The sequence below is a fragment of the Pseudomonas frederiksbergensis genome (genome assembly GCF_000802155.2).
Classification (GTDB): domain Bacteria; phylum Pseudomonadota; class Gammaproteobacteria; order Pseudomonadales; family Pseudomonadaceae; genus Aquipseudomonas; species Aquipseudomonas frederiksbergensis_A.
On sequence record NZ_JQGJ02000002.1, the window covers coordinates 561,090 to 582,046 of the forward strand.

Annotated in this window: 21 protein-coding genes and 1 pseudogene; 14 read left to right on the plus strand and 8 right to left on the minus strand. The window is 63.8% G+C overall.

Annotation, left to right across the window (positions count from 1 at the left end; genetic code table 11):
- The 9 genes and pseudogenes from lhpI to JZ00_RS05700 all read left to right on the plus strand — a co-directional run bounded on the left by lhpI (window position 1) and on the right by JZ00_RS05700 (window position 7,609).
- Window positions 1-1,774, plus strand: a pseudogene (gene lhpI / locus JZ00_RS05660) (cis-3-hydroxy-L-proline dehydratase).
- On the plus strand, window positions 1,767-2,432 hold the full coding sequence (locus tag JZ00_RS05665) for an amino acid ABC transporter permease (RefSeq protein ID WP_039588726.1): 666 nt from the start codon (window positions 1,767-1,769) through the stop codon (window positions 2,430-2,432). The pseudogene lhpI and the gene JZ00_RS05665 overlap by 8 nt, the downstream one beginning before the upstream one ends.
- Before the next feature lie 9 nt (window positions 2,433-2,441).
- The gene (locus JZ00_RS05670; RefSeq protein WP_039588727.1) at window positions 2,442-3,092 is read left to right on the plus strand and encodes an amino acid ABC transporter permease; all 651 of its coding nucleotides are present in this window, start codon (window positions 2,442-2,444) and stop codon (window positions 3,090-3,092) included.
- Window positions 3,085-3,807 (plus strand): amino acid ABC transporter ATP-binding protein, encoded by a 723-nt coding sequence (locus JZ00_RS05675; RefSeq protein WP_039588728.1) that lies wholly within the window; start codon window positions 3,085-3,087, stop codon window positions 3,805-3,807. The genes JZ00_RS05670 and JZ00_RS05675 overlap by 8 nt, the downstream gene beginning before the upstream one ends.
- Window positions 3,808-3,844: 37 nt before the next feature.
- Complete coding sequence (locus JZ00_RS05680; RefSeq protein WP_039588729.1) at window positions 3,845-4,873, plus strand: trans-3-hydroxy-L-proline dehydratase; 1,029 nt, start codon at window positions 3,845-3,847, stop codon at window positions 4,871-4,873.
- Between the two features lie 159 nt (window positions 4,874-5,032).
- The gene (locus JZ00_RS05685; protein WP_039588730.1) at window positions 5,033-5,950 is read left to right on the plus strand and encodes a dihydrodipicolinate synthase family protein; all 918 of its coding nucleotides are present in this window, start codon (window positions 5,033-5,035) and stop codon (window positions 5,948-5,950) included.
- A gap of 227 nt (window positions 5,951-6,177) precedes the next feature.
- Window positions 6,178-6,732, plus strand: a complete 555-nt coding sequence (locus tag JZ00_RS05690) for a DinB family protein (RefSeq protein ID WP_039588731.1) — start codon at window positions 6,178-6,180, stop codon at window positions 6,730-6,732.
- 26 nt (window positions 6,733-6,758) lie between these two features.
- Entirely contained in the window at window positions 6,759-7,109 is a 351-nt protein-coding gene (locus JZ00_RS05695; RefSeq protein ID WP_039588732.1) for a DUF6152 family protein, read from the plus strand.
- Window positions 7,109-7,609, plus strand: coding sequence for a DUF6644 family protein (locus tag JZ00_RS05700; RefSeq protein ID WP_039588733.1), 501 nt, complete (start codon window positions 7,109-7,111; stop codon window positions 7,607-7,609). The genes JZ00_RS05695 and JZ00_RS05700 overlap by 1 nt, the downstream gene beginning before the upstream one ends.
- A 65-nt stretch (window positions 7,610-7,674) precedes the next feature.
- Here the strand turns inward: JZ00_RS05700 and JZ00_RS05705 are convergent, their stop codons facing one another.
- From JZ00_RS05705 to JZ00_RS05725, 5 genes are all read right to left on the minus strand, one after another.
- Window positions 7,675-8,739: a 2,3-butanediol dehydrogenase gene (locus JZ00_RS05705; RefSeq protein ID WP_230633457.1), complete on the minus strand. Its 1,065-nt coding sequence runs from the start codon at window positions 8,737-8,739 to the stop codon at window positions 7,675-7,677.
- A gap of 84 nt (window positions 8,740-8,823) precedes the next feature.
- Window positions 8,824-9,936, minus strand: coding sequence for an acetoin dehydrogenase dihydrolipoyllysine-residue acetyltransferase subunit (locus JZ00_RS05710; RefSeq protein ID WP_039588735.1), 1,113 nt, complete (start codon window positions 9,934-9,936; stop codon window positions 8,824-8,826).
- Window positions 9,936-10,952 carry an alpha-ketoacid dehydrogenase subunit beta gene (locus JZ00_RS05715; RefSeq protein WP_039588736.1) on the minus strand — a complete coding sequence of 339 codons (1,017 nt, stop codon included), beginning with the start codon at window positions 10,950-10,952 and terminating at the stop codon, window positions 9,936-9,938. Before JZ00_RS05715 ends, JZ00_RS05710 begins: the two co-directional genes overlap by 1 nt.
- 35 nt (window positions 10,953-10,987) lie before the next feature.
- Window positions 10,988-11,965 (minus strand): thiamine pyrophosphate-dependent dehydrogenase E1 component subunit alpha, encoded by a 978-nt coding sequence (locus JZ00_RS05720; RefSeq protein WP_039588737.1) that lies wholly within the window; start codon window positions 11,963-11,965, stop codon window positions 10,988-10,990.
- A 2-nt stretch (window positions 11,966-11,967) separates the two neighbouring features.
- Window positions 11,968-13,041 carry an ATP-NAD kinase family protein gene (locus JZ00_RS05725; protein ID WP_039588820.1) on the minus strand — a complete coding sequence of 358 codons (1,074 nt, stop codon included), beginning with the start codon at window positions 13,039-13,041 and terminating at the stop codon, window positions 11,968-11,970.
- Between the two features lie 343 nt (window positions 13,042-13,384).
- Here JZ00_RS05725 and JZ00_RS05730 point away from each other — a divergent pair, with 343 nt between their 5' ends.
- Window positions 13,385-15,250 carry a sigma-54-dependent Fis family transcriptional regulator gene (locus tag JZ00_RS05730; protein WP_039588738.1) on the plus strand — a complete coding sequence of 622 codons (1,866 nt, stop codon included), beginning with the start codon at window positions 13,385-13,387 and terminating at the stop codon, window positions 15,248-15,250.
- Window positions 15,251-15,254: 4 nt separating this feature from the next.
- Here the strand turns inward: JZ00_RS05730 and JZ00_RS05735 are convergent, their stop codons facing one another.
- The 3 genes from JZ00_RS05735 to JZ00_RS05745 all read right to left on the minus strand — a co-directional run bounded on the left by JZ00_RS05735 (window position 15,255) and on the right by JZ00_RS05745 (window position 17,281).
- Complete coding sequence (locus JZ00_RS05735; protein WP_411829974.1) at window positions 15,255-15,548, minus strand: hypothetical protein; 294 nt, start codon at window positions 15,546-15,548, stop codon at window positions 15,255-15,257.
- A 151-nt stretch (window positions 15,549-15,699) separates the two neighbouring features.
- Complete coding sequence (locus JZ00_RS05740; RefSeq protein WP_039588740.1) at window positions 15,700-16,911, minus strand: cytochrome c biogenesis protein DipZ; 1,212 nt, start codon at window positions 16,909-16,911, stop codon at window positions 15,700-15,702.
- Between the two features lie 106 nt (window positions 16,912-17,017).
- Window positions 17,018-17,281 (minus strand): DUF2790 domain-containing protein, encoded by a 264-nt coding sequence (locus tag JZ00_RS05745; RefSeq protein WP_039588741.1) that lies wholly within the window; start codon window positions 17,279-17,281, stop codon window positions 17,018-17,020.
- A gap of 226 nt (window positions 17,282-17,507) precedes the next feature.
- Here JZ00_RS05745 and JZ00_RS05750 point away from each other — a divergent pair, with 226 nt between their 5' ends.
- The 4 genes from JZ00_RS05750 (at window position 17,508) to JZ00_RS05765 (ending at window position 20,915) form a co-directional block, all read left to right on the plus strand.
- A complete protein-coding gene (locus JZ00_RS05750; RefSeq protein ID WP_039588742.1) occupies window positions 17,508-18,248 on the plus strand; it encodes a response regulator in 741 nt (246 codons plus the stop codon).
- Window positions 18,245-19,561 carry an ATP-binding protein gene (locus JZ00_RS05755; protein WP_039588743.1) on the plus strand — a complete coding sequence of 439 codons (1,317 nt, stop codon included), beginning with the start codon at window positions 18,245-18,247 and terminating at the stop codon, window positions 19,559-19,561. The genes JZ00_RS05750 and JZ00_RS05755 overlap by 4 nt, the downstream gene beginning before the upstream one ends.
- 180 nt (window positions 19,562-19,741) lie before the next feature.
- A complete protein-coding gene (locus tag JZ00_RS05760) occupies window positions 19,742-20,380 on the plus strand; it encodes a ferric reductase-like transmembrane domain-containing protein (protein WP_039588744.1) in 639 nt (212 codons plus the stop codon).
- A gap of 16 nt (window positions 20,381-20,396) precedes the next feature.
- Window positions 20,397-20,915, plus strand: coding sequence for an HvfX family Cu-binding RiPP maturation protein (locus JZ00_RS05765; protein WP_039588745.1), 519 nt, complete (start codon window positions 20,397-20,399; stop codon window positions 20,913-20,915).
- Window positions 20,916-20,957 lie beyond the last annotated feature (42 nt).

The window sequence follows — 20,957 nt, forward strand, 5'->3', positions numbered from 1 at the left end:
ATGCCAAGCACGCCTGTTCGCCTGTACGGCCGCAGCCTGGTGGAGGGTGCCGCCCAGGGCACCCTGTTGTTCGCCGATGTCGGCTTGAGTTTCTGGGGCGGGGTCGATCCGGTCACCGGTGAGGTCATCGACCGGCATCATCCCCTCAGTGGTGAACACCTGGCCGGCCGCGTTCTGGCAATTCCCAGCGGGCGCGGCTCCTGCACCGGCAGCAGCGTGTTGATGGAGCTCATCAGCAATGGCCATGCGCCGGCCGCCCTGATACTGGCCGAAGTGGATGAGATCCTGGCCCTGGGCGTGCTCGTGGCCGAGGTGATCTTCCAGCGCTCGCTGCCGGTGTTGTGCATTGGCCGCGAGGCGTTCGAGGGTTTACGGGGTCAAGGGTTCGGGCGCGTCGAGGGCAACTGCCTGACGTTGTCCGGCCGCCGGCCCAACGATCAATGGCACGGAACGGGGACGGCCCCGCAGCCGTCCATGCCGTCCAGCGTCCAGTTGAGCGAGCGCGATCGAGCGATGCTCGACGGCACGCACGGCAAGGCAACCCAAGTGGCAATGCAAATAGTCCTGCGCATGGCCGAGATCCAGGACGCCGATGAACTGCTGGACATCACCCAGGCGCACATCGACGGTTGCATCTACACCGGCCCCGCCAGCCTGCGTTTTGCCGAACAATGGGTGCAGTGGGGGGCAAAGGTGAGCGTGCCCACGACGCTCAATTCGATTTCCGTCGACCAGCGCCGCTGGCGCGAGTTGGGCGTCGACCCGGCACTGGGCGAACCGGCCAGCGCGTTGGGCGACGCGTACATGGCCATGGGTGCGCAATTGAGCTTTACCTGTGCGCCCTACCTGCTCGACACCGCGCCCACGGCCGGCGAGCAAATCGTCTGGGCCGAGTCCAATGCGGTGGTCTACGCCAACAGCGTGCTTGGCGCCCGCACACAGAAATACCCGGACTTCCTCGATATCTGCATCGCGCTGTGCGGTCGCGCACCGCTGGCCGGTTGTCACCTCGATGGGCCGCGCAAGGCTGGGATGATCGTCGAAGTCCCCAGCCTCGGCTCGGTGGACGACAGCTTCTATCCGCTGTTGGGCTATCACATCGGCAGCCTGACCGGGCGACGCGTCCCACTGATACACGGCCTGGAAAATGCCGCGCCGACCTTGGATGACCTGAAGGCTTTCGGTGCCGCGTTCGCGACCACCAGCGCCGCTGTTCCACATCGCCGGCGTGACGCCGGAGGCCATGGATGCGGCCAAGGTGCTGGACCGCGACGCCGTGCTGCCCATGGAAACCGTCAACACGACGGGGCTGCTCGCCAGTTGGCGCGAGCTCAACAGCGCCCGGCACCGTCACGTGGATGTGGTTTCCCTGGGCAACCCGCATTTCTCCCTCAGCGAATTCGCCGCCTTGTCACGCCTGTGCACGGGGCGCACCAAACACGCTGAAGTGGTGCTGGCAATCACCTGCGGCCGGGCCGTGCTGGAACAGGCGCGCCAGGCCGGCTACCTGGTCGCGATCCAGGCCTTCGGCGCAACGCTGGTCACCGACACCTGCTGGTGCATGCTGGGCGAGCCGGTAATCCCGCCAGCCGCAACGACGCTGATGACCAACTCCGGCAAATACGCGCACTACGCGCCGGGCCTGGTGGGTCGCGGCGTGCATTTTGCCAGCCTTGCCGATTGCGTCGAGGCCGCCTGCACCGCCACCGCCAGCGATCATCCTCCGCAATGGTTGCGGCCCTGCGCACCCGAGGAGATCCCGAGCGATGTTTGACTACAGCTTCCAATGGCGCCCGGCCTTGCGCGCCCTGCCCGACATGCTGGCCGGCGCCTGGGTGACCTTCGAAACCGCGGCGCTGTCGATGATTTTCGGCGTGCTGATCGCCCTGGTCCTGACAGTGATGCGCCAGGCCCGCCATCCGCTGCTGCGCGGTGTCGGCAACGGCTGGGTGTCGATCGCCCGCAACACGCCGTCGTTGTTCCAGATCTACATCCTCTACTTCGGCCTCGGCTCCCTCGGGTTGCACGTCAGTTCCTGGTTTGCCCTGTTGGCCGGTATCACCTTCAACAATGCGGGCTACCTGGCGGAGAACTTTCGCGGCGGCCTCAAGGCGGTGCCGGACACGCAGATGCGCGCCGCTCGCTCCCTGGGCATGAGCGCATTCCAGGCCTACCGGATGATCATCGTCCCGCAGCTGCTGCGTATCGTCTTCTACCCATTGACCAACCAAATGGTCTGGGCGGTGCTGATGACGTCCCTGGGCGTGGTGGTCGGCCTGAACAACGACCTCACCGGGGTGACCCAGGAATACAACGTCAAGACGTTCCGCACCTTCGAATACTTCGCCCTCGCGGCGGTGCTGTATTACCTGATCGCCAAGCTGATTGTCGGGCTGGCCCGGCTGTTGTCCTGGCGGCTGTTTCGTTATTGAGGGCGGGTCATGTTTTCTACAAGCCTTACCGTTAACGACGTGTTGTATCTACTCGAAGGTGCCTGGGTCACCGTGCAATTGACCGCCTGGTCGATTTTGCTGGGCACGCTGGCCGGCTTGCTCTTCGGCCTGCTGCGGGCGCTGCTGCCCCGGGCTAGCCTGCCATTGGCCTGGGTGCTCGACGCGTTTCGCAGCGTACCGCTGCTGATCCAGTTCGTGCTGTTCAATTCCCTGAAGAGCATCGTCGGCCTGCAACTCAGCGCCTTTGCCGTCGGTTGCATCGTGCTCGGGGTCTACGCCGCCGCGTATTTCACCGAAATCGTCCGAGGTGGCGTCCTCGCAGTGCCGTTGAGTACCCGACGAGCCAGCCGATCCCTGGGGCTGACGTACTTGCAGGACCTGCGCTTCATCGTCCTGCCGATCGCCACGCGGGTGGCGTTTCCGGGTTGGCTGAACCTGGTGCTGGGGGTGATGAAAGACACCGCGCTGGTGATGTGGATTGGCATTGTCGAGCTGCTGCGGGCATCGCAAACCATCGTCACGCGCATTCAGGAACCCCTGCTGGTGCTGTGCATCGCGGGCCTCATCTATTACGTCATGAGCCTGGTGGTCGCCCGCCTCGGCGCTCGCCTGGAAAGAAGGTGGCAGGAAAATGATTGAGATCGAAAACGTGCACAAGTCCTTCGGCCACCTCGAAGTGGTCAAGGGCGTCAGCCTCACCGTGGACAAGGGCGAAGTCGTGTCGATCATCGGTGGCTCCGGCTCCGGCAAATCGACCTTGCTGATGTGCATCAACGGCCTGGAGCCGATCCAGAAAGGCCGCATTCGCGTGGACGGCGTCGAGGTCCATGACAGCGCCACCGACCTCAACCGGCTGCGGCAAAAGATCGGCATCGTCTTCCAGCAGTGGAATGCCTTTCCCCACCTGACCGTGCTGGAAAATGTGATGCTCGCGCCGCGCAAGGTGCTGGGCAAGAGCAAGCAGGATGCCGAGGCGCTGGCGGTCAGGCAGCTTGAGCACGTGGGCCTGGGGGACAAGCTCAAGGCCTTCCCGGGCAAGCTCTCCGGCGGCCAGCAGCAGCGCATGGCAATCGCCCGCGCCCTGGCGATGTCGCCGGACTACATGCTGTTCGACGAAGCCACCTCGGCCCTCGATCCGCAACTGGTCGGCGAGGTGCTGGACACCATGCGCATGCTCGCCGAAGACGGCATGACCATGGTGCTGGTGACCCACGAGATCCGCTTCGCCCGGGACGTGTCCGACCGGGTGGCGTTCTTCTGCAATGGCCGGGTCCATGAGATCGGGCCGCCGGACCAGGTGATCGGCAACCCGATGCAGCCGGAGACGGCGGCGTTTCTCAAGTCGGTCAAATAGCGATTAGGCCCGACCAGAAAACACAAGGATCTGACCCATGCGCTCATCCAGAATCATCCACATAGTCAGTTGCCACGCCGAAGGCGAAGTCGGCGATGTCATCGTCGGCGGCGTCGCGCCGCCACCCGGCGCCTCGGTGTGGGAACAGTCGCGCTGGATCGCCCAGGACCAGACCCTGCGCAACTTCGTCCTCAACGAGCCCCGTGGCGGGGTGTTCCGCCATGTCAACCTGCTGGTGCCGGCCAAGGACCCGCGGGCGCAGATGGCCTGGATCATCATGGAACCGGCCGATACGCCGCCCATGTCCGGTTCCAATTCGCTATGCGTCGCCACCGTGCTACTGGACAGCGGCATCCTGCCGATGACCGAACCCCAGACGCGCTTGATATTGGAGGCACCGGGCGGATTGATCGAGGCGGTGGCCGACTGCCGAGAGGGCAAGGTGCAGCGGGTCGAAATCAAGAACGTCCCCTCCTTCGCTGACCGCCTCGATGCGTGGATCGAAGTCCAAGGCCTGGGGTCGTTGCAAGTGGACACTGCCTACGGTGGCGACAGCTTCGTCATCGTTGATGCCGAGCGCCTGGGCTTCGCCATTCGCCCGGACGAAGCGGCCGAGCTGGTGGCCGTGGGGCTGAAAATCACCGCGGCCGCCAACGAGCAACTGGGCTTCGTACATCGATTGAATCCCGACTGGTCGCACATCTCGTTCTGCCAGGTCGCAGCGCCCATCGTCCGGGAAAACGGCATCGCTACCGGCGCCAACGCCGTCGTCATCCAACCCGGCAAGATCGACCGCTCGCCCACCGGCACCGGCTGCTCGGCACGCATGGCGGTGCTGCACGCCAAGGGTTTGATGCAGGTCGGCGAGCGGTTTATTGGCCGCTCGATCATCGGCTCCGAGTTCCACTGCCGCATCGACTCACTGGCCGAGGTGGCCGGACGCCCGGCGATTTATCCGTGCATCGCCGGACGTGCGTGGATCACCGGGACCCACCAATTGCTGCTCGACCCGGCCGATCCGTGGCCACAGGGCTACCGGCTCTCGGATACCTGGCCGGGCGCATGACTTTTACACACAACCTCTGTGGCGAGGGGATTTATCCCCGCTGGGCTGCAAAGCAGCCCCCTGGAGCCAACTGACAAACCGAGTCGCCAAATTTCAGGACCGCTTCGCGGCCCAACGGGGATAAATCCCCTCGCCACATACCATAACCGGAGACAACCCATGAGCAAACGCATCAACTGGAGCGGCGTCTTCCCTGCCGTCACCACCCAATTCAACGACGACTTTTCCATCAATCTGGAAAAAACCCACCAGGTCATTTCCAACGTGATTCGCGACGGCGTGTCCGGCCTGGTGGTCTGCGGCTCGGTGGGGGAAAACACCTCCCTGAGCGCCGAGGAAAAAATCGCCGTGACCGAAGTCGCGGTAGACGCCTCCCGTGGCCGGGTGCCGGTGATCTGCGGCGTGGCCGAGTTCACCAGCGTGCAGGCCGCCAAGGTTGCCAACGCAGTGCGCAAGGTCGGTGTCGACGGGGTAATGCTGATGCCGGCGCTGGTCTACGGCTCCAAGCCGTTCGAGACCGCCGAGCATTTTCGCTACGTCGCCCGGCATGCGGACGTGCCGCTGATGGTCTACAACAACCCGCCCATCTACAAGAACGACGTCACCCCGGACATCCTCATTTCGCTGGCCGATTGCGACAACGTGGTGTGCTTCAAGGATTCATCCGGCGACACCCGGCGCTTCATCGATGTGCGCAACGAAGTCGGCGATCGCTTCGTGCTGTTCGCCGGTCTTGACGATGTGGTGCTCGAAAGTCTCGCCGTGGGCGCCGAAGGTTGGGTATCTGGCATGTCCAACGTGTTCCCGAAGGAAGGTGAAACCATCTTCCGCCTGGCCCGCGCCGGACGCTTCGCCGAAGCCATGCCGATCTACGAATGGCTGATGCCGATCCTGCACCTCGACGCCCGCGCCGACCTGGTGCAATGCATCAAGCTATGCGAAGCCATCGCCGGGCGAGGCAGCGCCCTCACTCGCCCACCGCGCCTGGCCCTGCCGGAAGACGACCGGGCGTATGTGGAACAGATCATGGCCAAGGCGATGGCCAATCGGCCGCAGTTGCCGGACGTGGGGCTATAAATACCGACATGAAACTTGATGATTGAATGAGAGGCCTGTGGGAACGGGCCTGCTCGCGAAGGCGGCGTGTCAGGCAACCTGTTCATATCGGGCAAGCCGCTTTCGCGCGCAAGCCCGCTCCCACGAAGGATCCACGCTCCGCAACGGGACCAACCGACCAGCAGCACGGCGCCATCGCCAGTCTTTGCTACGCTTTTCCCGGCGCAATAACGCACGGGAGGCGTCCGATGAATTACTTCCTGGCTCAGGCCCTCAACAACCGATGGGCCAACCACAGGCTGCTGGACGCCTGCGCGCAGCTCAATACTGCGGAGTACGAAGCCTACCGCACCAGCTTTTTTCCCTCCATCCAAGCCACGCTGTGCCATATCCTCGAAGTCGACCGTTATTACCTGACCGCCCTCGAAGGCGACGTAGCGGGCCAGGAACGAGATTTCTCCGAGATGCTGGCGTTCACCCAACTCAGGGAAAGCCAGGACCGGACCGACCGGCAACTGGCGGCATTCTGCGAAAACCTTACCCATGACGACCTGTCCCGCGCCATCGACCTGGTGCGTACCGACGGCAAGGTGCGCGAAAGGATCGACCGGTTGCTGCTGCACCTGTTCGAGCACCAGATCCATCACCGCGGCCAGGTCCACACCATGCTCAGCGCCACCCATGTGGATCCGCCACAGCTCGACGAGTTCTTCCTCGATTGCGACCGCAGGTTCCGCGACGCAGAGGAACAGCTGCTGCAACTGGACGAGCAGCGGGTCTGGCGCGATTACCAACCCGATTGAATCGACTGTCCCAAGGAGAGTTTGCCATGAACATGATTCTTCGCTGCTTCGGCCTGTCTTCGATGCTGGTAGCCACCGCGGCCCTTGCCCACCATGGCTGGAGCGAATACGACGCGAGCAAGCCACTGACGCTCGAAGGCACGATAAAAGAGTCGGGGTATTCCCATCCCCACGGCACCGTGCGCCTGCAAACCACGGAAAAGACCTGGACCGTCGTGCTCGCTCCGCCTTCGCGCATGGAGAATCGGGGGCTGACCAAAGACATGCTCAAGGCCGGCAACCGGGCCACCGTGGTCGGCTACGCCAATAAAAACAAGCCTGACGAGCTACGCGCCGAACGCATCACCATCGACGACAAGACCACCGAGCTGCGCTGATGCCGGTCGCCGGCCCCGTCGCGCAAAGCTGGATCGATAGACTGGGCGACTCGTCCCTGGGCGTGGCGATGCGCAGCGACCTTTGGCTTTATCCGCTGGTGGAAGTGGTGCACATCGTCGGGTTTTCTGTCCTGGTCGGCGCGGTGGTGATGTTCGACCTGCGCGTCCTCGGGCTGTCCAGGGACATCGCCGTGACCGCGCTGGCGCGCCATCTGCTGCGATGGGCCGTCGGGGCACTGCTGCTGATCGTGCCTGCCGGCTTGATGATGTTCAGCGCCCACCCTCACGATTTCGCCGGCAACAACGTGTTCATCCTCAAGCTGTGCCTGATCGCGGTGGCAGGCCTCAATGCCCTGCTGTTCCACGTGGGACCCTACCGTAACGTCGAGCGATGGAATATCGGCCGCACCGCGCCGGCCCTGGCCAGAATCCAGGCGCTGCTGTCCGTGGTGCTCTGGATCGCGGTGATTGGCTGCGGTCGCCTGCTGGCCTACACCTGAGGCACGCCCCCAAAAAAAGCGATGGCCGCTGCCGGCCATCGCCAAATCGCCCACCTCAGGCGCTCTCAGATCCGTGCGGGTGACACGATGATTTTCACGTTGTGTTCCTTGTTGTTCACCAGTTCCTCGAAGCCCTGCCCGACGATCTCCTCCAACTGGATGCGCCCGGTCACCAGCGGCGAGATGTCCAGGCGCCCGTCGGCGATGAAGGCAATCACGTCGGCGAACTCGCCGTTGTAGGCAAGCGCGCCCAGCACCTGCTTCTCGGTGGAGACCAGCTCGAAGAAGTTGAACTCGCTCGGTTCTTCGAAAATCCCCACCAGGACACATTTGCCGGCCTTGCGGATCAGGTCGATGGCGAACTTGGCGGTGTGCTTGTTGCCGATGCACTCGAAGCTCACATCGGCGCCCAGCCCACCGGTCAGGCGCCGAACTTCGGCCAAGGCGTCGCATTCATTCGGATCGATCACATGGCTGGCCCCGACTTCCAGGGCCTTGGCCTTGCGGGCGCCGGACATTTCCAAGGCAATCACCTGGGCCGCGCCGGCCGCCCTGGCGCACATGATCGTGCAGAGGCCGATGGTCCCGGCACCCACCACCACGACGTTCTGGCCCAACAGGCTGCCGGCCTTCTTCACCGCATGCATGCCCACCGCCAGCGGCTCGATCAACGCACCGGCCTCGGCGGGAAAGTTGGCCGGCAGTTTGTAGAGCAAATTCGCCGGGACGTTGACCAGCTCCGCGAACGCACCGTTGTTCATCAGCCCGGTGAAGGCCAGGTTTTCGCAGATGTTGTACAGCCCGTGGGTGCAGTAATAGCAGGTGCCGCAGTGTTGGCAGGCGTCCGCCGCCACTGGCTCGCCGACGCTGAAGCCCTCGACGCCCTCACCCAGCTCGACGATTTCCCCACAAAACTCATGGCCGAGGATGCACTGCCCCTTGATTCCGGTCAGCGGGTGCGGCGCCTCCACCGGGATGAACACCGGCCCGGCCACGTATTCGTGCAGATCCGAACCGCAGATGCCACACCATTGCACGCGGATCTGCACCCAACCGGCGGGCGGTGAAACCGGCAGCGGCACGTCTTCGACGCGGATGTCGTTGCGGCCATGCCAGACGGCGGCGCGCATGCTGCGGGTCGGTTTGATTGAAACGTTCATAGCGTTGCCTCCAGAATTTTCATAGGGGCGACGACTCAAGCGTCGCCCGCTTGGTCAGTGCTGTCCGATGAAGTCGAGAATCAATCGATTGACCTGTTCCGCTGCTTCCATCTGCACCATGTGCCCCTGGCCCGGCAGGACTTCGACCCGCGCCGATAACCCTTCGGCGTGAGACGCCGGGATGATCGCGTCGTCGCTGCCCCAGATCACCAGGGTCGGGACGTGGCCGGCCTGCACGACGTCGCGCAGGTCCGCCTGCTGGCGGCCGTCCTTGAACAAATTCCCGGCCAGTTGGCGCAATGCGATGTCCGCGCCTTCCAGGCGCTTGTACTTGAGCATGTCGTCGAGCATCTGCCGGTTGACCAGCTCGGCATTCGAGAACAGCTGTACGAGCTGTGGCTTGAGGGCGTTGCGATTGGCCGCGTCGACGAAGCCTTGCAGGTAACCGCCGTTGATCTCCGCGCCCAGGCCGGCGCTGCCGATCAAGGTCAGCGAGCGCAAGCGTTGCGGCATCAGGCGCGCGGTATTGAGTGAGACGGCCCCTCCCATGGAATGCCCGACGAGATGGGCCGTGTTGATATCCAGGTGATCGAGCAACGCCAGTACCACACCGCTCAGCTCATCGAGGTCGCCGCGTTCCAGGGTTTTTGCCGACTCGCCATGGCCCGGCAGGTCCAGGGCAATCACTCGACGCCCCGCTGCCAATGCTTCATGGTTGAAAAGCCAGTTGTTCAAGTCGCCGCCAAAACCGTGCACCAGCACCAGCGGCGTACCGCCCTCGCCGCGTTCGAAATAGCGGATCACCCGGCCGTCCAACTCGACTTTCTGCGGTTTCGGACCACTGTCCTCATCAGCCGCGTCGCCGGGGACGAAGTTGGATTGGAACTGCTCGATGACCGCATCGATCTCGGCGTCGCTGGCCTCGCCTTCGACGACGATGCCGAGCAAGGCGCCGACCGCGAGGGTTTCGTCCTGCCGGGCAACCTGGCGGCGCAGGACTCCGGAAAACGGTGCTTCGACGCTGCTGGAGATCTTGTCCGTCTCCACGTCCATCACTTCCTCACCCTTGGTGATGGCCTGCCCCTCCTCCTTGAGCCAGGCATCGACCCGGCCCTCGGTCATCGACAGGCCCCACTTGGGCATGGTCAGGGTAAAAATCTGGCTCATCAGCGCTTGCTCCACTCGATCACGTTGAGCACGGCTTGTTCGATCTTCGCCGCGTCAGGGATGTACAAGTCTTCCAGGGAATCGGAGAACGGCACCGGCGTGTGCGGCGCGGTGACCATTTCAATCGGAGCCTTGAGCGCGCCGAAGGCCTTTTGCGCCACCAGCGCCGAGATGTCGGTCGCCATGGAGCAGCGCGGGTTGGCCTCGTCGATCACCACCAGGCGCCCGGTCTTCTCGACGCTTTCAAGGATGCTGTCCTCGTCCAGCGGGCTGGTGGTGCGCAGGTCGATCACTTCGCAGTCGATGCCGCGGCCGGCCAGGTTGCGCGCCGCGTCCATGGCGGTGTTGACCAGCCGCCCGTAGGACACCAGGGTCACGTCCTTGCCGTCGCGCAGGAAGTTGGCCTCGCCGAACGGCACGGTGTAGAGCTCTTCCGGCACCTCGCCCTGCATGCTGTAGAGCAACTTGTGCTCGCAGAAGATCACCGGATCGTTGTCGCGAATGGCCTGGATCAGCAGGCCCTTGGCGTCGTAGGGCGATGATGGGCACACCACTTTCAGCCCCGGAATATGCGTCCACAAAGACGTGAGCATCTGTGAATGTTGCGCCGCGGCACGCAGGCCGGCCCCGACCATGGTGCGGATGACCAGGGGTGTGGAGGCCTTGCCGCCGAACATGTAGCGGAATTTCGCCGCCTGGTTGAGGATCTGGTCCAGGCAGCAGCCGGCGAAGTCGACGAACATCAGTTCGCACACCGGGCGCACGCCGCAGGTGGCAGCGCCGACCGCCGCGCCGACATAACCGATTTCCGACAGCGGCGTGTCCAGCACGCGTCCGGGAAACTGGTCGTAAAGCCCCTTGGTGACGCCGAGCACGCCGCCCCAGGCATCGTTCTCACCGGGTGCGCCGGCACCACCGGCCACGTCCTCACCCATGATGAACACGCTGGAGTCGCGGCGCATTTCCTGGGCCAAGGCTTCGTTGATTGCCTGCTGATAGCTGATTTTTCTCGCCATGATGGGATTCTCTCTTGTTGTTTTTAGGAGGGCGTTCAGGGATAGCTGACGTAGACGTCGGTCAACAGGTCCGCCGCGCAAGGCTTGGGATCGGACTTGGCCTTGTACACGGCGTTTTCAATCAGCATCTCGACTTCCTTGTCGATCTGGTCCAACTGCTCGACGGTGAGCAGCCCAGCCCGGGTGGTACGGTCGCGGAACTGCATCAGGCAGTCCTGGTTATCGCGGAAATGCTTGACCTCGTCGGGTGCGCGATAGGTCTGGGCGTCGCCCTCGAAGTGGCCGTAGTAGCGGGTCAGCTTGACCTCGATCAACGACGGCCCCTCCCCGGCACGGGCGCGTTCCACAGCAGCTCCGGCGGCTTCATGGACGGCAAAGAAGTCAAAGCCATCGACGGTCACGCCGGGCATGCCGAAGCCGGCGGCGCGGTCGGCGATGTGGTCGCAGGCGACCGACCAGTTCGACGCGGTGGCTTCGGCGTAGCCATTGTTTTCCGCGATGAACAGGCACGGCAGGTTCCACACCGAGGCCATGTTCATGGCTTCGAACACAGCGCCTTCGTTGGAGCCGCCGTCGCCGAAAAACACCACGGCGACGCTGTCGGTGCCCTTGAGCCGCGCCGCGAGGGCCGCGCCGACTACCAATGGCGCACCGGCGCCGACGATGCCGTTGGCGCCGAGCATGCCTTTCTCGAAATCGGCGATGTGCATCGAGCCGCCCTTGCCTTGGCAGACGCCGGTTTTCTTGCCATAGATCTCGGCCATCATCCCGTAGACGTCCACGCCCTTGGCGATGCAATGGCCGTGGCCACGGTGGTTGGAGGCGATGCAGTCGTCATCGCCCAGGTGGGCCATGACGCCGGCGGCCGAGGCCTCTTCGCCGGCATACAAGTGGACGAAACCAGGGATCTCGCCAGTGGCGAACTCCACGTGCAGGCGCTCTTCGAAGGCGCGGATGGTGCGCATGACCTGATAGGCGTGCAGCAATTGATCATGGGTGAGCGATGTCGACATTTTTATTCTCCAGGGGTGTCTTCTTGAAGGTTCAAGGGGTGTTGCGGGTGCTCGCGGCCGATGGCCAACAAGCGTTGTTGCGCGGCGTAGGTGAGCACCGCGTTGACGTCGATGCTCAGCGGGCCGCCGGCATCGAGGGTGACCGTGGGCCGGTCCTGCACGTTGAATTCGATTTCCCGCTCGCCATCCAGGGCCAACGTGCCGGCCGAAAGCGACAAGCCATGGGCGACGCCGGGTGCCAGCGGGCCAGCGGCCAGTACCCCACAGCCTTGCAACAAGCCCGGCGCGAGCGGCACCAGCAGCGCTTCGGGCGATTGCGGGTCCAGGCGCATCCAGGCACCGCCCGGCGCCTGGCGGGACACCGGAAACCACAAACCGCACAGCGCCGACAAGCCGATGGACTGCGGCTCGGCGAAGGTCACGAACACTTCGGCCAGATCCTGTGCCCGGCTGATGGCCCGGGCGCCGACGAAGCGCAGCGGCGACACGGCAACGTCCACCAGGGCGACTTCACGCAAGCCGCGAGCGGCATCGCATACCAGCAAACGCTTGTTGCGGCGCAAACCGATTTCGTCCGGGATCCTGCCGCTGGCGTACAGCCCGCCGGCCAGCCCGGCGCTGGTGGCCTCGCGCAGTTCGGGGAAAGCATTGTTGGTGCCGGTGGAAAGGGTCAGCAGAGGAATGTCGCCAACCTCGGCCGCCACGGCTTTGTGGGTCCCGTCGCCGCCCAGCACGGCGATCAACGCCACCCCGCGCTCGGCCATCAGGCGTGCGGCGCGGCGGGTGTCTTCGACGGTCTGGCGCAGGGTCAGGTCGAGGAATTCCAGGGCCGGCCAGTGGCTGCTGCGGGCCTGGCGACTGTGGCTGTTCTTCAGCACGGCGGCGGCCATGCCGATCATGTCGGTGGGCATCAGCACGTGCTCGATGCCGGTGGCGCCGAACGCGGCCAGCAGGCGCTGGATCACCGAAACCTTGTCGGTACTGGAAAACAGCCCGGCATTGGCGGTCAGGCGCCGCACGTCACGGCCCGATGCGGGGTTGGCGATGATGCCGACAGTGAGCGGTTGGCGGCTCATGGCGCCACCGTGGCGGAAACGATCAGCTGGCTTGGCGTGCAAGTCATAGGCACCTCTTTTTATTATTGGAAGCCCAGCGGGTGTGGGTCCAAGGCCTAGAGCAAGGCCGGTGCCAATTGCTCGATACCTGGCGAGAATGCCCGAGATAGAGGGCTCGCGGCGTCCCGTGGCAAACGTCGCCGCCAAGTCCGGTGAGACGCCACATGCCAGCCTGCACGACCAAGCCGCGAGACGCTGAGACGTGGCGTCTCACGTCGGCCCCCGCGCTCCGTCGGGCTTGTCTGAGCCCGGCGATCAGCGCTTAATGTGCCGACAACGACAAGAAGCTGAACCGGAGGCCCCTATGCTTTCCGCTCACTCCAGGGCGCATGTGGATTGCGTCAGCCGCGTGCTGAAGAACGCCACCCAACTGCCGCAATTGCCCGTGCCGGACCTGATCCTCGACTCCTGGCGCCGCTCCATGGAGCAACATCACCTGGACCCCGGCTCGCTGCAGGGGCCGCGAATCCTGTCCAACGACGTGCTCAAGCAATGTCGCGAGCGCTCGGAACTGTTCCTCAATATCGCCAGCGACGAAGTGGCACGCCTGCATGGCCGGGTGCGCGATGCCGACTATTGCGTGCTGTTGACCGATGCCCAAGGCCAGACCATCGACTATCGGGTGGAAACCACTCTTCGCAACGACTGCCGCAAGGCCGGGCTGTACCTGGGCACATGTTGGTCGGAAGGTGAAGAAGGCACCTGCGGCGTGGCGGCGGTGCTCACGGCCAAGACGGCGGTGACGGTGCACAAGCGCGACCACTTCCGCGCGGCATTCATCGGCCTGACTTGCTCCGCCGCGCCGGTATTCGACCCCCAAGGCGAATTGCTCGGCGTGCTGGACGTCTCGGCGGTGCGCTCGCCGGATGACCGACGCTCCCAGCACCTGATCCGGCAAATGGTGGTTCAGAGCGCCCGGGAAATCGAACAGGCATTTTTCATGAGCAGTGCCCAGGGCTATTGGGTACTGCGGGCCCATCGCAACGCCGGCTACGTCGACAGCCAGCCGGATTTCCTCTTTGCCTGGGATGACGACGGCTGCCTGCAAGCCCTGAACCCGGCGGCGCGCCAGTACCTGATGCAACGCTATGGCCAGCTGCCTCGCCACATCAGCCAGGTCTTCGACCCACAATTGCTGCACCGCGCCCGGGACGAAAGCCTCTACCCCCTGGAAATGGACTTGCATGGCCGCTTGAGCGCGCCACGCCGCCGCGCCACATCGCGCCAGCGCGCCGCAATGACGCCGACCGAACTCGACCCACGCCTGGCTGACAGCCTGAACCTGGCGGTGCGCGTCAAGGACCGTAACCTGCCGGTGCTGATCCAGGGCGAGACCGGTTCCGGCAAGGAAGTCTTCGCCCGCCAGCTGCACCAGGCCAGCCAGCGCCGCGACCGACCTTTCGTGGCCTTGAACTGCGCGGCCATCCCCGAAAGCCTGATCGAGAGCGAATTGTTCGGCTATGTCGCCGGCGCCTTTACCGGCGCCTCGGCCAAGGGCATGCAAGGCCTGTTGCAGCAGGCCGACGGTGGCACGCTGTTCCTCGATGAAATCGGTGACATGCCGCTGGCCTTGCAAACGCGCTTGTTGCGGGTGCTGGCAGAAGGCGAAGTGGCGCCGTTGGGGGCCTCACGGCGCAAGGCCGTGGACATCCAGGTGATTTGCGCCACCCACCGCGACCTGGAAGCCCTGGTGGCGGCCGGCGAGTTTCGCGAGGATTTGTATTTCCGCCTTGGCGGTGCGCGCTTCCAGCTGCCGCCGCTGCGTGAGCGTACCGACCGGTTGGCGTTGATCAATCGCATCCTGGAGGAAGAGGTGGCGCTGTGCGGGGGGCCGGTGCAACTGAGCGGCGCGGCGCTGGAATGCCTGCTGGGGTATCACTGGCCGGGCAACGTCCGGCAACTGAGGCATGTGCTGCGCTATGCCTGCGCAGTCTGCGAAGCGAGCGTAATCCAGCTCGACCATTTACCGGAATCACTGCACGGCGAACAAACCACCGCGAACGCCGACGAACCCAGCGCCAGTCCGGAACGCCAGGCGCTGCTGGATGCCTTGGTGCGGCATCGCTGGAAACCCACCCCCACGGCCCGGGCGCTGGGTATTTCCCGGGCCACGCTGTACCGCCGGGTGCATCAGCATGGGATCGAAATGCCCGGCAGGCGCCCCGGGTGAGCGCTTATCGTCGCGCCAGCTCATGCCGCACGCATTGTTCGTAGTAGGTCTGCTTGACGGCGGCGGGCTTGAGCCGCGAGGCGCTGTTGTAGGTCTGTTCGGTGATGCCCAGGGCAGTCATGCGCATCCAGGGGCGAGGAAACTTGCGCACCTGCAGCTTCTTGCGTGCGCCATACAGGCTGACCCCGGACAGCTTCGACGCCTGGGCGCCCGCTGCGATGTCCGAACCCCAGCGACACACCGACTGCTGGTTTGCCGTCAGGGCCCGGGCCTGGGCTTCAAGCGAAACGGCGGCCATGAGCATGGCCGCCGCGATCCAGATAGAAACACGCATAGGTTTGTCGTCCAACTTTCTGAAATGAAAGAAGTTTGACTTCAACTTAATGAGCAAGGGGCCAGCACGATCAGGCAATTTTTTGTGGCGAGGGGATTATCCCCTCGCCACCAGATTACTTACCGGCCTTCGCCTCCTGCAGCAATTGCTGGATCACCTGCTCCTGCTCGCCATAGCGCCCTTCGCCAAAGTGGCTGTAGCGTACCTGTCCCTTGGCATCGATGAAGTAATGGGCCGGCCAGTATTGGTTGTTGAAGGCGCGCCAGATTGCATACTGGTTGTCGATGGCCACCGGGTAGTGGATGTCGAGCTTGCGCACCTGCTCGCGCACGTTATTGATGATCTTCTCGTAACCGTACTCCGGGGTGTGCACGCCAATGACCACCAGCCCGTCCTTCTCGTATTTCTTCGCCCAATCGTTCACATACGGCAGCGTGCGCTGGCAGTTGATGCAGTCGTAGGTCCAGAAATCCACCAGTACCACCTTGCCCCGCAACGATTCGCTGCTCAGCGGCGGCGAGTTGAGCCATTGCACTGCGCCGTCCAGCGCAGGCATTGCACCTTGGGCATCGAGCGTCGGCATGGTGCTCGCGCCCGCCTTGCTCACCACGTAGTCGATGGCCTTGGGCACATTCTCCAGCAGGCTTTTCTCCAGGCTGGCCGACTGTTGCGATGACGTCGCCGCCAATAACCGGTCATCCGCCCCAGTGCCGATTGCCACAGCCGCCAGCAAGACCAGCGTACCGGTGGCCCGACGCAGCCAGGCCGTGATCGGCAGCGAGGGTTTCAGCCGACCGATCAAGCCCCGACCGGCAAGGATCAACGTCCCCAGCGACAAGGCACTGCCCAGGCCGTAGGCGAGCAACAACAGGCTGGTCTGCGCACTGGCACCCTGCAGCATCGCCCCGGTCAGGATGACGCCGAGGATCGGCCCGGCGCACGGTGCCCAGAGCAGCCCGGTGGCAATGCCGATCAGCACCGACGCGACAGGCCCGCCCATCCGCCCGGCACCGGCATCAAGACGATTGCCCAGGCTGACCAGGGGCCGGGCGAGCCAGGTACCGACCCGGCTGAACATCAACGACAAGGCGAACAGCACCATCACCACCAGGGCGACTTGCCGACCGACGCTGCTGGCCCGTATGACCCACTCGCTGCTGGCAACCGCCAGGCTCGACACCAGGGCAAAGGTCAGCACCATGCCTCCCAGCGTCAATAACACCGAGCTGCGCGATTGATTGGCCCGGGCGAACAGGAACGGCACCACGGGAAGAATACAAGGGCTGAGGATCGTCAGGATCCCGCCGAGAAATGCGATCAGAAGCATGGCAACACCTCAAAATGGAATGAAGCACGAAAAAGTGCGGGCACCTTTGTGGCGAGGGAATTCATTCCCTCGCCACAACCGCGCATGCATGGCTGGCGTGGTGCTTTCAACTCTGGTTGGTGCAGTTATCGGAAAGCTTGCGGTAGTCCAGCGCCTGCTCATGACCCGCCGAATCCAGGTAGGTCATGTGCGCATTCACCACGCCGCAGGCCGGCTGTGGGTCCTCACTCAGCGACAGCACCTTGCGCACATCCAGGTGAGTGCCATAGGTATAGGTTTGCGCCTGGACGTTGCTTTCGGCCCGGGCCGACAGGGTGCAGATGTTCAGTGCGGCGAACAGGCAGGCGGCGTAGATGGCTTTGGTGTTCATGGTGCGCTCCTCGATTCAATGGTTGTTTATCGCTGAGGCCGGTTGGGTTGCCTCGATGGAAGCCATTGAATGCCACCCAGGTGTCGCGCCTGTATCGAGCCGGGGGGCTTTTTGCATCGCCGTGTATCCGCCGAGCGCCAGATACACTGCAATACAAACCGTCGCGAGCCAGGCCGGCTGGTGGCTGTAGACTGACCCACATCAAAACGCCAAGGGGCAGAACACCATGGATCATGTCGATCATGTGTTGATCGTGGATGACGATCGCGAGATCAGGGAACTGGTAGGCAACTACCTGAAAAAGAACGGCCTGCGCACCACGGTGGTCGCGGATGGCCGGCAAATGCGCGCTTTTCTGGAAACCACGCCGGTCGACCTGATCGTGCTGGACATCATGATGCCCGGCGACGATGGCCTGGTGTTGTGCCGGGAACTGCGCGCCGGCAAGCACAAGGCCACGCCGGTCTTGATGCTCACCGCTCGCAACGACGAGACCGACCGCATCATCGGCCTGGAAATGGGCGCCGACGATTACCTGGTCAAGCCTTTCGCCGCCCGGGAGCTGCTGGCGCGGATCAACGCGGTGTTGCGGCGCACGCGCATGCTGCCACCCAACCTGGTGGTCACCGAGAGCGGGCGCCTCCTGGCATTCGGCCGCTGGAGGCTGGACACCACGGCTCGGCACCTGCTGGACAGCGACGGCACCATGGTGGCCTTGAGCGGCGCCGAATACCGCCTCCTACGGGTGTTCCTCGACCATCCGCAGCGGGTGCTCAACCGCGACCAGCTGCTGAACCTGACCCAGGGCCGTGACGCCGACCTGTTCGACCGTTCCATCGACTTGCTGGTCAGTCGCCTGCGCCAACGCCTGTTGGACGACGCCCGCGAACCCGCGTACATCAAGACCGTTCGCAGCGAAGGCTATGTGTTTTCGCTGCCGGTGGAGATTCTCGAGGCTCCGGTATGAGACTGCCGCTGCGTTGGCCGCGCACCCTCGCCTCGCGGTTGTCGCTGATCTTCCTCATCGGCCTGATCCTGGCCCAAGGCTTGTCATTCGGCGTCCAGTACTACGAACGCTACGAGAGTGCGAAAAACACCATGCTTGGCAATCTGGAGACCGACGTCTCGACGTCGGTGGCGATACTTGATCGCCTGCCGGCCGCGGAGCGCCCCGCGTGGCTGCCCAAGCTTGCGCGACGCAACTACGGCTACGTGCTCGACGAAGGCCAGCCAGGCACGCCGATGCTTCCCAACAACGCGCCGATATCGGTCAGCTCGATCCAGCAAGCCCTCGGCGAAACCTACACGCTGACCTACAACCAGATCCCGGGCCCGAAAATGCACTACCAGGCGCACCTGCGCCTCAAGGACGGCAACCCGCTGACCATCGATGTGCGCCCGGCCATGGCGCCGCTTTCGCCTTGGTTGCCGATGGTCTTGCTGGGGCAACTGGCGCTGCTGATCGGCTGTACCTGGCTGGCCGTGCGGATCGCCGTCAGCCCCCTCACCCGGCTGGCGCAGGCGGTGGAGACCCTGGATCCCAACGCCCACGGTGTACGCCTGGACGAAAAAGGCCCGACCGAGGTTGTCCACGCGGCCAAGGCCTTCAACGCCATGCAGGACCGCATCGCTGTCTATCTAAAGGAGCGGATGCACCTCTTGGCCGCGATCTCCCATGATTTGCAGACCCCTATCACCCGCATGAAGCTACGGGCCGAATTCATGGACGATGGCATCGAAAAGGACAAGCTTTACAGCGACCTGGGCGAAATGGAGCATCTGGTGCGCGAAGGCGTGGCCTACGCCCGCAGCATCCATGGCGCCACCGAAGCCAGTTGCCGGATCAGCCTGGATGCGTTTCTCGACAGCCTGGTGTTCGACTACCAGGACACCGGGCAAGACGTGCAACTGTCCGGCAAGAACGCCGCGATCATCGATACACGCCCGCACGCGTTGCGTCGGGTGCTGGTCAACCTGGTGGACAACGCATTGAAGTTCGGCGGCTCGGCGCAGATCCAGGTCCAGCCTGCCGCCAACGGACAATTGGCGATCCAGGTGTTGGACCGAGGGCCCGGTATCAGCGAGCAGGAGCTGGCCGAAGTGCTCAAGCCGTTCTACCGGGTAGAAAGCTCGCGCAACCGGGAAACCGGCGGCACGGGCCTGGGCCTGGCGATCGCCCAGCAACTGGCGAACGCCATGGGCGGCGCGCTGACCTTGAGCAATCGCGAAGGCGGTGGCTTGTGCGCCGAGTTGCGATTGGGGTGCGATCCCCAGGCGTGAAGTTGATAAAGACCCCGTGGGAGCGGTCAGGTTTGTATATCAGTGTGTCAACCAGCACAGCGCATACACAAACTTGCACACCGCCCCCCTTCCGGACACACCCCGCTTACACCCATTTGAAAGACTCCTCATGTCCCCGGCCACCACGGCGCCGGGCCCCGATTTCCAAGGAGCTTTCCCATGCCTACCGCCACCGCAACGCCGCCTGCTTTCCGCTACCAGGGTTGGTCGCTGTTCAACCTGATTGCCGCCCTGGTGCTGCTGATGACCGCGCTTATCCTGATCATCAACCCGGACCTGACCGAAGGCGTGCGCAGTGCCATTCGCGCCACCGCTCGCTCATCCTTCGTCCTCTTCCTGCTGGCCTTCACGGCCTCGGCGTTTGCCGTGCTGGTGCCCTCGCCCCTGAGCAAATCCCTGGTGCGCGAACGGCGCTTCATCGGGCTGGCCTTTGCCTTTTCCCATCTGGTCCACGCCTTGTTGATCTACTGGTACGGCCAGCTCAACACCGAGTTCTGGCCTGGCCGGACCACGCTTGGCAATGTGCCCGGCACCGTAGGCTACGTGTTCATCCTGCTGCTGGCCCTGACCTCATTCAAAAGCACTACGCGACTGATTGGCACCACCGCCTGGAAGCGCCTGCACACGACCGGCATGTGGGTAGTGGCGGCGATCTTTGCCTACTCCAACTTCAAACGCATTCCCATGAGTGACTGGTACGTGCTGCCGTTCGGCCTGATCTGCGCCGCCACGGCGATCCGCCTGGTGGGCAAGCTGGCCCAGGCCAACAAGCGCCAATCCTTGGCACGTGCGGCCTGAGCGAAGGAGAACGATCATGTACGCAACTGTCTCGAAAGCGTTGAACGGCCTGCACGTCAACCTCAATCACGCCGGATCGTGGCTCGCACCGCTGGGGCTGCGCCTGTTCCTCGCTTGGGAGTTCTTCGAATCCGGCCTGGAGAAATGGAACGGCCAGAACTGGTTCGCCGAGATCCAGTCGGCCTTCCCCTTCCCGTTCAACCATGTGCCGGCCAGTTGGAACTGGGAATTGTCGATGTGGGCGGAGCTGATCTGCGCCCTCGCCCTGTTGATCGGCTTGGGCACACGGGCGTCGGCGCTGGTATTGATGGTCGTTACCGTGGTTGCCACTGCCGCCGTGCATTGGCCCGCCGACTGGTCGAGCCTGAGTGAGCTGGCCCAGGGGTACGCGATCACCAACAAGGGCTACGGGAACTTCAAGCTGCCGTTGATCTACCTGATTGCGCTGCTGCCGTTGCTGTTGCAGGGAGCCGGCAAGTTGAGCGTGGATGCGCTGCTCAAGTCATTGCCCTGGACAAAAAAATCGAAACCTTGAAGGGCTTGCGTCGGTCCAGTCCTGTATGAGCCATGGCGCTGC

Bases quoted from the DNA above. Each gene is read 5' to 3' on its own strand.
- JZ00_RS05665 (WP_039588726.1), top strand. From the start codon at position 1,767: ATGTTTGACTACAGCTTCCAATGGCGCCCGGCCTTGCGCGCCCTGCCC.
- JZ00_RS05670 (WP_039588727.1), top strand. From the start codon at position 2,442: ATGTTTTCTACAAGCCTTACCGTTAACGACGTGTTGTATCTACTCGAA.
- JZ00_RS05675 (WP_039588728.1), top strand. From the start codon at position 3,085: ATGATTGAGATCGAAAACGTGCACAAGTCCTTCGGCCACCTCGAAGTG.
- JZ00_RS05680 (WP_039588729.1), top strand. From the start codon at position 3,845: ATGCGCTCATCCAGAATCATCCACATAGTCAGTTGCCACGCCGAAGGC.
- JZ00_RS05685 (WP_039588730.1), top strand. From the start codon at position 5,033: ATGAGCAAACGCATCAACTGGAGCGGCGTCTTCCCTGCCGTCACCACC.
- JZ00_RS05690 (WP_039588731.1), top strand. From the start codon at position 6,178: ATGAATTACTTCCTGGCTCAGGCCCTCAACAACCGATGGGCCAACCAC.
- JZ00_RS05695 (WP_039588732.1), top strand. From the start codon at position 6,759: ATGAACATGATTCTTCGCTGCTTCGGCCTGTCTTCGATGCTGGTAGCC.
- JZ00_RS05700 (WP_039588733.1), top strand. From the start codon at position 7,109: ATGCCGGTCGCCGGCCCCGTCGCGCAAAGCTGGATCGATAGACTGGGC.
- JZ00_RS05705 (WP_230633457.1), bottom strand. From the start codon at position 8,739: ATGCGCGCCGCCGTCTGGCATGGCCGCAACGACATCCGCGTCGAAGAC.
- JZ00_RS05710 (WP_039588735.1), bottom strand. From the start codon at position 9,936: ATGAGCCAGATTTTTACCCTGACCATGCCCAAGTGGGGCCTGTCGATG.
- JZ00_RS05715 (WP_039588736.1), bottom strand. From the start codon at position 10,952: ATGGCGAGAAAAATCAGCTATCAGCAGGCAATCAACGAAGCCTTGGCC.
- JZ00_RS05720 (WP_039588737.1), bottom strand. From the start codon at position 11,965: ATGTCGACATCGCTCACCCATGATCAATTGCTGCACGCCTATCAGGTC.
- JZ00_RS05725 (WP_039588820.1), bottom strand. From the start codon at position 13,041: ATGAGCCGCCAACCGCTCACTGTCGGCATCATCGCCAACCCCGCATCG.
- JZ00_RS05730 (WP_039588738.1), top strand. From the start codon at position 13,385: ATGCTTTCCGCTCACTCCAGGGCGCATGTGGATTGCGTCAGCCGCGTG.
- JZ00_RS05735 (WP_411829974.1), bottom strand. From the start codon at position 15,548: ATGGCCGCCGTTTCGCTTGAAGCCCAGGCCCGGGCCCTGACGGCAAAC.
- JZ00_RS05740 (WP_039588740.1), bottom strand. From the start codon at position 16,911: ATGCTTCTGATCGCATTTCTCGGCGGGATCCTGACGATCCTCAGCCCT.
- JZ00_RS05745 (WP_039588741.1), bottom strand. From the start codon at position 17,281: ATGAACACCAAAGCCATCTACGCCGCCTGCCTGTTCGCCGCACTGAAC.
- JZ00_RS05750 (WP_039588742.1), top strand. From the start codon at position 17,508: ATGGATCATGTCGATCATGTGTTGATCGTGGATGACGATCGCGAGATC.
- JZ00_RS05755 (WP_039588743.1), top strand. From the start codon at position 18,245: ATGAGACTGCCGCTGCGTTGGCCGCGCACCCTCGCCTCGCGGTTGTCG.
- JZ00_RS05760 (WP_039588744.1), top strand. From the start codon at position 19,742: ATGCCTACCGCCACCGCAACGCCGCCTGCTTTCCGCTACCAGGGTTGG.
- JZ00_RS05765 (WP_039588745.1), top strand. From the start codon at position 20,397: ATGTACGCAACTGTCTCGAAAGCGTTGAACGGCCTGCACGTCAACCTC.